A 13,099-nucleotide genomic window follows, 5' to 3' on the forward strand; every position below is an offset into this window, starting at 1 on the left:
AATATTAAATTGAAAAGTCAAAAATCAGCATGTACATACCCCCGCCACTTTTCCAGACACAGGCGGAAATCGTCGGGCAACGGTGTGCTAAACGCCATTTTTTCCTTGGACGTGGGATGTATAAATCCAAGGCTTTGCGCGTGGAGCGCCTGCCGGGGCAGTAATGCGAAACAATTGTCTACAAACTGCTTGTATTTGCTGAATACGGTACCCTTCACAATGTGGTCGCCTCCATACACCGCATCGTTAAACAACGGGTGTCCAATAGACTGCATATGCGCTCGTATCTGGTGCGTGCGCCCGGTCTCCAGTTGGCAAGCTATCAACGTCACGTACCCAAAGCGTTCCAGCACCTGATAATGGGTCACTGACCACTTGCCTTTATCCGGCTCGCGGTACACAGCCATGACCTTCCTGTCTTTTACGCTCCGACCAATATATCCCGTTACGGTGCCATCCGCTGCAATGTCCCCCCAAACCAACGCAAGGTACCTGCGGGATATGCTGTGATCAAAAAACTGCTTCGCCAGGTAAGTCAACGCCCACTCATTTTTGCCTACAACCAATAAGCCACTGGTATCTTTATCAATCCGGTGCACCAATCCCGGGCGCCCGTCATTGCCGGGCAACTGCGGAAAATTGGAAAAGTGATAGACCAATGCATTAACCAAGGTGCCCGAATAATTGTTGTATCCCGGATGTACCACCATTCCTGCAGGCTTGTTGACCACGAGCAAGTCGTCATCCTCATATAGGATCTCCAATGGAATGTTTTCAGGATAGATTTCAGTATCGCGGGGCGGATGCGGCAGCACAACGGAAATCACGTCCGACGGCTTTACCTTGTAGCTTGCTTTCACCTGCTGCCCGTTGACGAGTACTGTCCCAGCGATAATGGCATGTTGGATGCGGTTGCGGGAGGCGTTTTCTATCCTGTTCATCAGGAATTTATCAATGCGCAATAGCGCCTGCCCCTTATCTACAACTATGCGCAGGTGCTCAAATAAATCCTGCTCATCTGATTCCTGCAAATCCAAATCGTCTGACATGGGCGCAAAATTAGCTAAAAAGCCGTGCATTTTGGCTAAGTTTGCAAAAACAACATGCTGCCGTTTGATTTCCATAGCCCGGTTGAGCCCCTCGATTTCCCGCTGTTCAAAGAAAAAGGGATCAAGGTTGCTATCAAACGGGATGACATGATCCATCCGTTTATCTCAGGTAATAAATGGCGCAAACTCAAATATGTGCTGCAAACGGCAGCCAGCCTGGGCAAGGAACATTTGGTCTCCTTTGGAGGGGCCTGGTCTAATCACTTGCTTGCGATGGCCTGTGCCGGCGCCAAATTTGGTTTTCGCACGACTGCCTTTGTCCGGGGCGAAGCGATATCCAACCCCAATCTGTCGTTATGTAGCCTATTTGGCATGCAGCTGCGGTTCGTAAGCCGGGCGGCCTACAAAGATAAAACGTTATTGTTCGATCAACATTACAGACGGGATGAGCAAGCTTATTTCGTTGATGAAGGCGGATGCAGCCTGGAAGGCGCCCGCGGCTGCATGGAGATTTTCGACGAATTGACGCAATCTTATGACCACATATTTTGCGCTTGCGGTACAGGCACCACATTGGCGGGCCTGTCCATGGCGAAGGCCGCACATGGCGGGCCGACACAGCTCCACGGCGTTCCGGTGTTGGCTGGCGGGACGTTCATAAAGGACGCCGTGGCCAGCTTGTCCGGGACGGCATGCGCCGATGCGATCATCCTGCACACCGATTACCATTTCGGCGGTTACGCGAAAACCGATCCGGCCTTGAACACCTTCGTCAAGACGTTTGCAGCGCAAACCGGCATTTTAATTGAGCCGGTATATACGGGCAAGCTATGCTATGCGGTGTTTGATCTGGCGGCTCGTGATTATTTTCAGCCAGGCCAATCTATTCTCTTGATCCACACGGGTGGCCTCACCGGCTTGTTGGGCATGCATGAGCAATTCGGGCTGCCCCAAAATGCGAATGTGCTATAAACTGTTTAAACGGCCAAATGGCACCGGAATATGCATTAGCCCCACAATTGTTTGCCATCGGCCACCCAAATTGATATATTTCCTCTATAAAAGTTGTCTCTCAATGGCAGAGGAGAGACCGATAAATTCCTTTTATATGCAATGCGATTAAATTGCATATAAGAGGGAATTTATCTAAGTTTGGGCATAACCAATCCGTTATGCCATGTATAAAATAGCCGTAACGCCGGACGAAGTGCACGCTGTATTGGCCACGCATATACTGGCGGATGGATATGACATCACCTTTGACATGGAGCGCAGCCAAGGAGTTACCATCTACGATTCCAAACATCGGCGCGAGCTGCTTGATTTTTTCACATGCTTTGCCGCGGTTCCCTTGGGATATAACCATCCCAAGATGGCGGGCGACGAAGCGTTTATGAAAAGCCTGCTCCGTGCCGCCTTGATCAATCCATCAAATTCAGACATCTATACGGTCGAATATGCCCAATTTGTATCAACGTTTGCAGGTGTGGCTATCCCACCTTACCTACCCCATGCTTTTTTCGTTTCGGGAGGTGCCCTGGCCGTTGAAAATGCATTGAAGGCGGCCATGGATTGGAAAGTACAGAAAAATTTCAAGAAGGGCTATGGTTATGAAAAAGGCACCAACGTGCTTCATTTCGAACAAGCGTTTCACGGACGTTCGGGATACACGCTCAGCCTTACCAATACCCACCCAAATAAAACCAAGTGGTTTGCCAGGTTTGACTGGCCAAGAGTTAGCAATCCAACACTGACGTTTCCGTTGACGGATGAAAATCTCGAGAACGTGCGGCGACGCGAACAGCAGACCGTCGATCAGATAAAGCAAGCATTCGTTGATTATAAGGATGATATCTGCGCAATCCTTATTGAACCGATACAAGCCGAAGGAGGCGACAACCACTTTCGCCGGGAATTCATGGAACAGTTGCGTGTGTTGGCCGATGAGCAAGATGCCCTGCTCATCTATGACGAGGTGCAAACCGGTGTGGGGCTGACCGGAAAGTTCTGGTGCCACGAACACTTTGGCGAATATGCGCGTCCGGATATCATTGCTTTTGGAAAGAAAATGCAGGTCTGCGGCATCCTGGCCAGTACCCGCATAGATGAAGTCGACACCAATGTATTTCGGGTACCGTCCCGCATCAACTCCACATGGGGTGGCAACTTGGCGGATATGGTGCGGGCCACGAAAATACTTCAAATCATCGAAGAAGACCGGCTGTTGGAGCAGGTTTGCGACACGGGCCGCTACCTGCAACAACAGTTGCTGCAGCTCGCCGCAAGGCATCCCCGCTTATCCAATGTACGCGGCAAGGGGCTGCTCTGCGCTTTCGACTTTCCGGAGACCCGCCTACGTGATGCGTTTTTGAAAGCCAGTATGGCACGTGGTGTACTATTTCTCGGATGCGGCGACCGATCCGTTCGATGTAGGCCTGCATTGATCATGCAGCAGGCAGATATTGACAAAGGGATGGCAATCGCTGACCTCGTTTTATCAAGTATTTAGTAACTTTCGCTCAAAATAGAATCGTAAACATACGTTAAAAAAAGATCTTATGGCAAAGCGAATTTTGTTGTTAGTCGGCGATTATGTCGAAGATTACGAGGCAATGGTTCCCTACCAAGCTATGCTTTCCGTCGGCCTTTCGGTTGATACCATTGCGCCCGACCGAAAAAAAGGCGACACGGTTCCGACCGCGGTCCATGACTTTGTCGGCGACCAGACGTATAAAGAAACGCAGGGACACCGTTTCGGCATCACGGCCGATTTTGATGCCGTTGACCCAGCCACGTATGATGGATTGTACATCGCCGGCGGGCGAGCTCCCGAATATATTCGGCTCAATCAGCGGGTCTTGGCCATTACGCGGCATTTTTTTGAGGAAGACAAGCCCGTCGCCGCGATATGTCACGGAATCCAGATCCTGACTGCAGCGAAAGTGCTTTCGGGCCGCACGCTCACCGCTTATGTCGCGGTAGGACCCGATATCGAGCTCGCTGGCGGCACCTGGAAAAACATTGCTCCGGATGAGGCCATTGTCGACGGGAACCTGGTCACCTCCCCTGCTTGGCCTGGCCACCCAGCCATTTTAAGTGAGTTTTACAAACTTCTGGGTATCCACATCGGGTGATTAACAAAAAGGGGCAGTCCGACTGCCCCTTTTTGTTATATCCTGTTGCCGGATCCCGGCAGTTGCTCCAATCTAGGGCCTGCTGTGGTAATTAGGTGCCTCTTTGGTGATGGTGATGTTATGCGGATGGCTCTCGCGCAAACCCGCGCCCGTTATTTTGACGAAGCGAGCGCCCTGCAGTGCCTTGATGGTCGGTGCGCCGCAATACCCCATGCTTGCCCGCAAGCCTCCCACATATTGGTAAACCACTTCCGCCAGCGTGCCTTTATAGGCCACGCGGCCGACAATGCCTTCCGGCACCAGCTTTTTGATATCATCTTCCACATCCTGGAAATAGCGATCTTTCGAGCCCTGCTCCATCGCTTCCACCGACCCCATGCCCCGGTAAGATTTAAACTTCCGGCCTTCATAGATAATGGTTTCTCCCGGTGCCTCTTCAACCCCGGCAAATAATGAACCCGCCATGATGGTATCCGCGCCGGCGGCTATCGCTTTTGCGATATCCCCGGTCTGCTTGATGCCCCCATCGGCAATGACCGGCACATTACGGCCGCGGAGCGCCTTGGCAACTTCATAAACGGCATACAGTTGCGGTACCCCCACTCCGGCAATAATACGCGTCGTACAGATAGATCCGGGCCCGATTCCCACCTTCACTGCGTCCGCACCGGCATCCGCCAGTGCAATGGCTGCTTCCGCGGTAGCTATGTTACCGACGATAAGCTCCAAGCTCGGAAAAGCCGATTTCACTTCTTTCAGTTTTTCAATAACTCCCTTGGAATGCCCATGCGCGGTGTCGATGGTCACGACGTCGACCCCGGCTTTCACCAACGCTTCCACGCGCTCCATGGTATCGCCCGTCACGCCTACTGCCGCCCCCACAAGCAACCTGCCATGGCTGTCTTTAGCTGCATTGGGGAAATGTCTGTATTTCTGTATATCTTTAAATGTGATGAGCCCCACGAGCACATGGTTGTCATCAACAACCGGTAGCTTTTCTATTTTATGGTTCTGTAAAATGGCCTCCGCTTTAAGCAGATCCGTACCAATTGGAGCCACGACCAACCCCTCTTTGGTCATCATCTCGGTGATCGGGCGGCGCATATCCTTCTGAAAACGGAGGTCGCGGTTCGTCACAATCCCCACCAGCTTATTGGTGCTGTCGATAATTGGAATTCCGCCAATCTTATGTTCTTTCATGATTTGAAAGGCGTCGCCAACCGTCGCATTTTCGCCAAGCGTCACCGGATCTTGGATCATGCCGCTTTCCGAACGCTTCACTTTGCGTACTTCTGCCGCCTGGTCGCCAATGCTCATGTTTTTATGCAACATACCTAAACCACCTGCCTGAGCAAGCGCAATCGCCAGATCGGCACCGGTCACGGTATCCATTGCTGCCGACACCAAGGGGATGTTCAACCGGATATTTCTCGTCAGGTGCGTCGTAGTATCTACGTCACGGGGCAATACTTCTGAGTAAGCAGGAATTAAAAGCACATCGTCGTAGGTGAGGCCTTCAGCTACGAACTTTTCGGGATCTAAATGCATGGCAAATATGTATTGGAGTTACTATTTGCCGGGCAAAATTACTGATTTTTTGCGTCGTTTACAAATAAAAAAGTTTTAGCACCTTAAAAGGAGTACCCGACGCCGATTTGGAAGACACGGTTTAGAGAAATCTTATCCGGATCGTCAAAAATACCCAAGAAATAATCATTGTTGAATACATCAAGCAAGCCGGTTTTAAAGCGGCCTTCAATCGTCAGGCCAAATGGCAGCGTATAGCCAAATCCAAGGGTAAGCCCCAGATCAGCCCCATTGTAATCACCGTCAAAATCAATACGCGGGAAATTCCTGCCTATTTTCACATCAAACGAGGGGCCTGCCATACCGTGGAAGCCTCCCGCAAAATAGAACTTGTTGATTATCCCCAACGAAAGGTATTCGATAGTTACATCCCGTTGCCCAATGGGTACTCCCCCTTCATCAACGGTCGCTACGTTACGAGCACCTTGCCGTGAATACGTCAATTCCGGTTGCAAGGTATAACGCGGGCTCAGACGAACGCCTAAGGCACCACCTGCATAAAAATCCGTTTTAAAATCTGCATCAATATTGCTCAGCGTCGATACGTTCATACCGGCCCGGATACCGGGAGATACCTTTTTCTGGGCATACAATTGCGCGGTTGCAGCCATTACGGCCATCAATATGCATAGTCTTCTTATCATAAGTCTCCCCCTGTGCCGTCCCCGTGCAGATTACAAGCCATTAGGTTGCAAAATCAGGCAAATTGCTTTGGCACTTTTGGTATTTTTTTTGCAAGGATACAAAAAATGCAAGTCTCAAGTCATCTGCTATGAGCAAAAATTTTTTAACACCTTAAAAACAAGTGTCATGAAAAAAATCTTTTTTACCTCATTATTTTGCACATTGTTGCTATTCACCACCCATTACAACGCTAGTGCCCAATCCTACCGGACAGGCGCCGGATTGTTTATCGATGCCGGCGATGGCCGTACGTTTGTAGGACCGCATATCAAACATTTCTTTTCCGCCAATAACGCAGGCCAGGCGATGATTCTGTTTGCAGACCGGACCACCATCATCGGTGCCGAATATTCCTACAACCAGCCGATCCCCGGAGCGCAGGGCCTTTCATGGAATGTCGGGGTTGGACCGCAGGTAGCCATCCGCCGCGAAAATTCCGATTTCCTGATTCGGCCGATGCTCGGCCTGGAGTTCAAAATCCCTTCCGCCCCCCTGGCTTTTGGTTTTGATTGGCGCCCTTGGTGGAATGTAAGCGACAGTTTCTTTAGACCCGGCCGGTTCGGCCTAGCCTTTAAGTTTACGTTTTAACGCCTTCCGTTATTCAACAGGCAACACCCCGTATCATTGCGGGGTTTTTATTTGTACCTTTGTGCAGATTTTGAACATATGCTATGGAGCGCCCTGCGCTGAATCACGCTACACGTACCCACCGTATCGCCATTGGCGTAGCCTTTTTTGTTTATGGGCTATGTTTTGCTTCCTGGGCTTCCCGGATTCCGGACATCAAAAACATGCTTGGATTGTCCGAAGGGAAATTAGGCATTGTATTGTTTTCCTTGCCTATTGGCACGTTGGTGTCGCTGCCCATTTCAGGCTGGATAATTGGCCGGCTGGGCAGCAAACACATCGTATTTGCCGCCGCGTTATTTTACACATTGTTCCTGGTAGGGATCGGTTATTGGGGGCATATGTACAGCCTGATGGCCAATTTAGTGCTTTTCGGCGCATCAGGCAACCTGCTCAACATCGCAGTCAATACGCAGGCGGTGACACTTAGTAACCACTATGCCAAACCCATCATGGGTGCGTTTCATGGGATGTGGAGCATTGCGGGATTCGTCGGCGCGGGTATCGGGGCGCTGATGATCGACCGGCACATCGTGCCGTTCCACCATTTTATGGTGATTGCATCCGTATCCACGCTGTGCATCATCGGCATTACCACCTACCTGATTTCGGAGGACCGCATCATTCAACCCAAAAAAGAGCCGTTGTTTGCGATTCCGGACAAGCCATTGGCCGTATTGGGCGCCATTGCGTTCTGCGCGATGATTGGAGAAGGCGCTTTGTACGATTGGAGCGGCATCTACATGGAGCAAGTGGTTCGTGCAGACAAGCAATTGGTCGGATACGGATTAAGCGCCTTTCTCTTTAGCATGGCCGCCGGCCGGTTTTTGTCCGATTGGACGGTCAGGCGCTTTGGCGCGAAGACAACCTTGGTGCTGAGCGGTATGCTTAGCGCTGCCGGACTGCTCCTCGCGGTCTCCTATCCGCATTTCGGCACCGTTATCTTTGCTTTTTTAATGGTAGGCATCGGTTCTTCAGCCATTATCCCGCTGGTATACAGCCTTGCCGGCCGCTCGGGGCGGCTATCCCCCGGCTCGGCGCTTGCAGCGGTCAGTACCATCGGCTTTTGCGGCTTCCTCGTGGGGCCGCCCCTCATTGGCTTAATTGCCGAATTTACAGGGCTCCGGGCGGCCTACGCAGTCATCGCTTCCATGGGTATTTTCATCATTATTCTGGCCACAAAAATCAAGCACACAACCAGTTAACAAAAACAACAGCACCGCAACAATAAACTGCAAAAATAGCCTTTCATTACACGAAAATTTTATACCTTTGCCGTTCTTAACAAAATTTTGTATAAAAAGAACAGATTAACACAAGTTAACACAAGAAAATGCAAGGTAAAGGGCTGATTAAATTTTTGGTAGTAGTGATCGCCATTGCGTGTCTCTATTCCCTGTCATTCACATTCGTAACCCGCAAGGTAGAACGGGATGCCGTGGCATATGCCAAGGGTGATATTACGAAAGAGAAGGCATATTTAGATTCCATGGCCGGCGAAGTAGTATACAACCTGGGTATTGCCAATTATACCTACCGCGAAGCCAAAGGAAATGAAATCGCATTGGGGTTGGATTTGAAGGGCGGGATGAATGTGACCATGGAAGTGTCGTTGCAGGAATTGGTGCGTAATCTGGCCAATAACCCGAAGGACGAAAATTTCAATAAAGCATTGGAAAATGCCACCGTCCGGAGCAAAAACAGCCAAAATGGATACGTCAGCCTCTTCGTTGAAGAGTTCAAAAAACTCAGTCCCAATACCCCTTTAGCAAGCTTCTTCGCTACGAAGGACAACACGGCCTACGTCAAACCCAATAGTACGGATGCGCAGGTGGCAAGCTTCCTCGAACGTGAGGCAACCAATGCCATCGACAACTCGTTTAAAGTGCTCCGCACCCGTATTGACAAATTCGGCGTCACTTCTCCCAACATTCAATTGCAGCAGGGAACCAACCGTATCCTCATCGAATTACCCGGCGTAACCGATGAAGACCGCGTACGCAAGCTGCTACAGGGCTCCGCAAGGCTGGAATTTTGGCAGACCTATGACAACATGGAGATATACCCCATGTTAGAGAATGTCAACAGCGCGCTGGCAGCAACATTGAAAGAAACCGAAAAGACAGCTCAAGGCACAACGGATACGGCCACGGCAGACAGCACAGATGCCGGTCTGTTGGCCACCCTCGGCGCAAACCAAGACTCTGTGAGCACCGACTCCTCAGAGAACCAATTAGCGCAGCAAAACCCGCTGTTCAATATTTTGCGGCCGGCTACCGCAATGGCGCCGAACAACCAGATTGTATTGGCTCCAGGACCCATTGTAGGGTATGCCCAGCTTCGGGATACCGCCAAAGTAAATCGCTACCTCGCGCATCCGGTCGTAAAGCAGATAATCCCCGGTAATGTACAGCTGTTATGGGGCGTAAAACCAAGCCCACGCACGCCTGAACAACTCGAGCTCTACGCAGTTAAACCCAGTGGCGCAGATGCCGGACCTATCCTGAGCGGCAATGTGATTACCGATGCCAAGGACGATTTCGATCCGCAATCGAACAGTCCCATGGTAACGATGTACATGAACAGCGAAGGTGCGCGGGAATGGCGCAGAATCACAGCCTCGGCTTCTGCTGACCCCAACAATAAACAGGCCATCGCCATTGTGTTGGACGGAGTGGTATACTCCGCTCCTACGGTTCAGGGCGAAATCCCCAATGGCATCTCGCAAATCACCGGTAATTTTACCATCGAAGACACCAAAGATTTGGCGAACGTGCTCAAAGCCGGCCGTCTACCTACAACAGCCAAAATCGTTGAAGAAGCAGTTGTCGGACCTACATTGGGTCAAGCGGCTATCGACGCAGGTATCAATTCGGCTATCATCGGGCTGCTCATCGTATTGGTATTCATGATTTTCTACTATAACCGTGGCGGATGGGTAGCGAATATCGCTGTGATATTCAACGTCTTCTTCCTCATGGGGGTTATGGCCTCGCTGAATGCCGTATTGACACTTCCCGGTATTGCCGGTATCGTATTGACATTGGGCACGGCCGTGGATGCCAACGTACTCATATACGAGCGTATCCGCGAAGAGTTAGCGCTCGGAAAATCGGTTCGACAGGCCATCGCTGATGGTTATAAGCATGCGATGCCATCGATACTCGACTCGCAAATCACCACGTTTTTGGTAGGTGTAATCCTCTTCTTCTTCGGCAGCGGGCCTATCCTGGGCTTTGCCACCACGTTGATGATCGGTATTATCACCTCGCTCTTCACGGCTATTTTCATCACCCGCATCATATTTGACTGGATGTTGAATAAAGGTTGGGACATCAAAGTATCCTATCCGTGGAGTGCCAACACGCTGAAGAATGCCAACTTTGCATTCGTGCAAAACCGCAAGAAGCTATACCTTGCTTCCGGGCTGTTCATCGTTATTGGCTTTATCTTCATCTTCACCAAAGGATTCAGCTTAGGGGTGGATTTTCAAGGAGGAAGGACTTATACCGTGCGGTACGAAAACCCAATCAATCTGGAAGAGGTACGGAGCAATCTCAACCAGACCTTTGGCCTGACCACGGAGGTGAAAATTTACGGCGCGGACAACCAGGTACGCGTAACGACCACCTACCACATCGAAGACACTGATGATGCGGCGGACAAGGAAGTGCTGGCCAAGTTGAATGAAGGCCTTTCAAAAATCGACGGGAATAGCTATGAGATACTGAGTTCGCAGAAAGTAGGCCCCACGATTGCCAATGACATCAAATCGCGGGCCGTCTATGCGGGCATCTTTTCGATTATTGTCATCGCACTGTACATTCTTATCCGTTTCCGTAAATGGCAGTACAGCTTGGCTGCGGCAATTCCAACCATACATGATGCCTTGGTAATCCTCGTCCTATTCTCGATGCTCGACGGTATCGTTCCGTTTTCGTTGGATATCGACCAGCATTTCGTGGCAGCGATATTGACGGTGATCGCCTACTCGGTCAACGACACTGTGGTTGTATTTGACCGGTTACGGGAATATCTTGGTATGTCAAAGCGCAAAAATGAGGACATCAGCGAGACGGTAAACTTAGCTATCAACAAAACCCTTAGCCGTACGATTGTCACCTCACTGACCGTGATTTTTGTCATGGCTATTTTATTCATCTTCGGCGGTGAAGTCATCAGAGGTTTTTCATTTGCCATTTTGGTAGGCATTATCGTGGCCACCTATTCTTCGATATGCTTGGCTGCACCATTGATCGTGGACTTGCAGAAAAAACCAAGTACCGCTGATGCTTCCGATGCACAATCGGCACAAAACGCGACGATAAGGACCGCAAAAGTATAGACGGGTGACATTGTCCAAACTATACAACAGGCTGTCGGAATGTAACCGACAGCCTGTTTTCATTTACGGCCATTCGGTAAGAGGTGAAGTGAACTTTTTTCTCAGTGTAACGCTTTTAGTGAGTTTTCACCACGAGGGCGAATTATTTAGGCAAATAACAAGGTCATTTGACACATTTTTTTAACTTTGTCGCGGCAAATCACTAACCAACAATAGCATTTTCGGTTACATATATGCCGATTTGGATACTTGGACCCGTGCGATGATAGACACTCCATGTAAAAAAACAAGCATACAAGCTATTACTCACGGTATTGACTTTAAATTACGCAAATTTTCAACAAACAATTAATGAAGTTACACACTAAGATTTTCATTGGGATGATATTCGGCATTGGAGCTGGATTAGTTGTCAAAAATCTTGGATTGCCTCAAGAAACACTTGACAGCATCGTAAAATGGGTAGAACCGATAGGCAGGATATTCATGAACCTCATTTTCATGATGGTCATCCCGCTCATCTTATCTGCGCTGATTTTAGGCATTGCCGAAATCGGCGACGTAAAAAAGCTCGGGCGCATGGGCATCAAGCTCTTGGTTTATACCATCATTGTCAGTTTCATTGCGGTATTGATTGGCGTGACCATGGTCAACCTATTCAACCCCGGGGGAACGATTTCAGCGGACACCAGGGAGTACCTGGTCAGTGAATTTGGAGCCGAAGCGGCAAAGGCCAAGGCCCAGGCCGAAGCCATTGAAGCAGACGAACGGACGGTCGGCGATATCCTGGCCCAGATTATACCGCGAAATCCATTCGACGAAATGGTCAATGCCTTTAATTCAAACCACACGGGAGGTGGTTTGCTTTCAGTGATGTTCTTCGCGTTGATTTTTGGCGTCGCCATGGCTGCTGTTGGTGAAGAAAAAACGGCCACGTTGAAACGGTTTCTGGAAGGCCTCTATGAAGTGGTTATCAAAGTCATCGGCTATGCGATGGCCTTGGCGCCCTATGGCGTAGCGGCGCTCCTTTTCAATATGGTGCTCAATGTGGGTGCGGACTTCCTGATATCCTTACTCTGGTACGTGCTTATCGTTCTGGGAGCGTTGGCCATACACCAGTTTGTCGTGTATTCGATTATCCTGAAATATTTTGCCAACCGCAATCCTGTCCAATTCATGAAAGACATCGGGGAGGTGACGCTCACGGCATTCTCCACCAGTTCAAGTAATGCCACCTTGCCTACGGCAATACGGGTAAGCGTCGAAAAGCTGAAAATTCCTAAGCCCATTGCGCACTTCGTCCTGACCATTGGAAGCACCGGCAATCAAAACGGAACAGCGCTGTTTGAAGGCATTACGGTACTTTTCCTTGCTCAGGTTTTCAATGTGGAGCTGACCCTGGGGTCGCAGATTACCGTGGTACTGCTCTGCATATTGGCCGGCGTCGGTACGGCAGGTGTTCCCGGCGGTTCATTACCGGTAATTGTCACGATTCTCGTATCCATAGGCGTACCGGGTGAGGCTATCGCACTTATTTATGGTGTCGACCGTATACTGGACATGTCGCGTACGACACTCAATGTCAATGGCGATATCACGGCTGCAGCCTACATTCAGCATGTCGAAGCGAAACATGCCCGGAAGCATCAGCAGCCCCAGTAGACCGCGGCGGA

General features: G+C 50.1%; 10 protein-coding genes. 7 read left to right on the top strand and 3 right to left on the bottom strand.

Annotated features, from left to right (window positions below):
* Positions 1 to 17: 17 nt before the first annotated feature.
* Positions 18 to 1,049 carry an RluA family pseudouridine synthase gene (locus tag B5X72_RS06320; RefSeq protein WP_079716052.1) on the bottom strand — a complete coding sequence of 344 codons (1,032 nt, stop codon included), beginning with the start codon at positions 1,047 to 1,049 and terminating at the stop codon, positions 18 to 20.
* A gap of 147 nt (positions 1,050 to 1,196) precedes the next feature.
* Here B5X72_RS06320 and B5X72_RS06325 point away from each other — a divergent pair, with 147 nt between their 5' ends.
* The 3 genes from B5X72_RS06325 to B5X72_RS06335 all read left to right on the top strand — a co-directional run bounded on the left by B5X72_RS06325 (position 1,197) and on the right by B5X72_RS06335 (position 4,183).
* A complete protein-coding gene (locus B5X72_RS06325; RefSeq protein WP_317043103.1) occupies positions 1,197 to 2,021 on the top strand; it encodes a 1-aminocyclopropane-1-carboxylate deaminase/D-cysteine desulfhydrase in 825 nt (274 codons plus the stop codon).
* 205 nt (positions 2,022 to 2,226) lie between these two features.
* Complete coding sequence (gene lat / locus B5X72_RS06330; RefSeq protein WP_079715956.1) at positions 2,227 to 3,558, top strand: L-lysine 6-transaminase; 1,332 nt, start codon at positions 2,227 to 2,229, stop codon at positions 3,556 to 3,558.
* Positions 3,559 to 3,607: 49 nt separating this feature from the next.
* On the top strand, positions 3,608 to 4,183 hold the full coding sequence (locus tag B5X72_RS06335; protein WP_079715957.1) for a DJ-1/PfpI family protein: 576 nt from the start codon (positions 3,608 to 3,610) through the stop codon (positions 4,181 to 4,183).
* 72 nt (positions 4,184 to 4,255) lie between these two features.
* Here B5X72_RS06335 and guaB read toward each other — a convergent pair whose 3' ends face one another.
* Both guaB and B5X72_RS06345 read right to left on the bottom strand, forming a co-directional pair.
* Positions 4,256 to 5,731, bottom strand: a complete 1,476-nt coding sequence (gene guaB / locus B5X72_RS06340; protein WP_079715958.1) for an IMP dehydrogenase — start codon at positions 5,729 to 5,731, stop codon at positions 4,256 to 4,258.
* Between the two features lie 83 nt (positions 5,732 to 5,814).
* Positions 5,815 to 6,414 carry a porin family protein gene (locus B5X72_RS06345; RefSeq protein WP_079715959.1) on the bottom strand — a complete coding sequence of 200 codons (600 nt, stop codon included), beginning with the start codon at positions 6,412 to 6,414 and terminating at the stop codon, positions 5,815 to 5,817.
* Between the two features lie 166 nt (positions 6,415 to 6,580).
* Here B5X72_RS06345 and B5X72_RS06350 point away from each other — a divergent pair, with 166 nt between their 5' ends.
* The 4 genes from B5X72_RS06350 (at position 6,581) to B5X72_RS06365 (ending at position 13,088) form a co-directional block, all read left to right on the top strand.
* On the top strand, positions 6,581 to 7,042 hold the full coding sequence (locus B5X72_RS06350) for a hypothetical protein (protein WP_139378555.1): 462 nt from the start codon (positions 6,581 to 6,583) through the stop codon (positions 7,040 to 7,042).
* Between the two features lie 83 nt (positions 7,043 to 7,125).
* The gene (locus tag B5X72_RS06355; RefSeq protein WP_079715960.1) at positions 7,126 to 8,286 is read left to right on the top strand and encodes an MFS transporter; all 1,161 of its coding nucleotides are present in this window, start codon (positions 7,126 to 7,128) and stop codon (positions 8,284 to 8,286) included.
* A gap of 128 nt (positions 8,287 to 8,414) precedes the next feature.
* Positions 8,415 to 11,426: a protein translocase subunit SecDF gene (secDF, locus tag B5X72_RS06360; RefSeq protein ID WP_079715961.1), complete on the top strand. Its 3,012-nt coding sequence runs from the start codon at positions 8,415 to 8,417 to the stop codon at positions 11,424 to 11,426.
* 351 nt (positions 11,427 to 11,777) lie between these two features.
* Positions 11,778 to 13,088, top strand: a complete 1,311-nt coding sequence (locus B5X72_RS06365; protein WP_079715962.1) for a dicarboxylate/amino acid:cation symporter — start codon at positions 11,778 to 11,780, stop codon at positions 13,086 to 13,088.
* Positions 13,089 to 13,099: the final 11 nt, after the last annotated feature.

Origin of the sequence: Parapedobacter luteus, from assembly GCF_900168055.1 — a bacterium.
Lineage (GTDB): Bacteria > Bacteroidota > Bacteroidia > Sphingobacteriales > Sphingobacteriaceae > Parapedobacter > Parapedobacter luteus.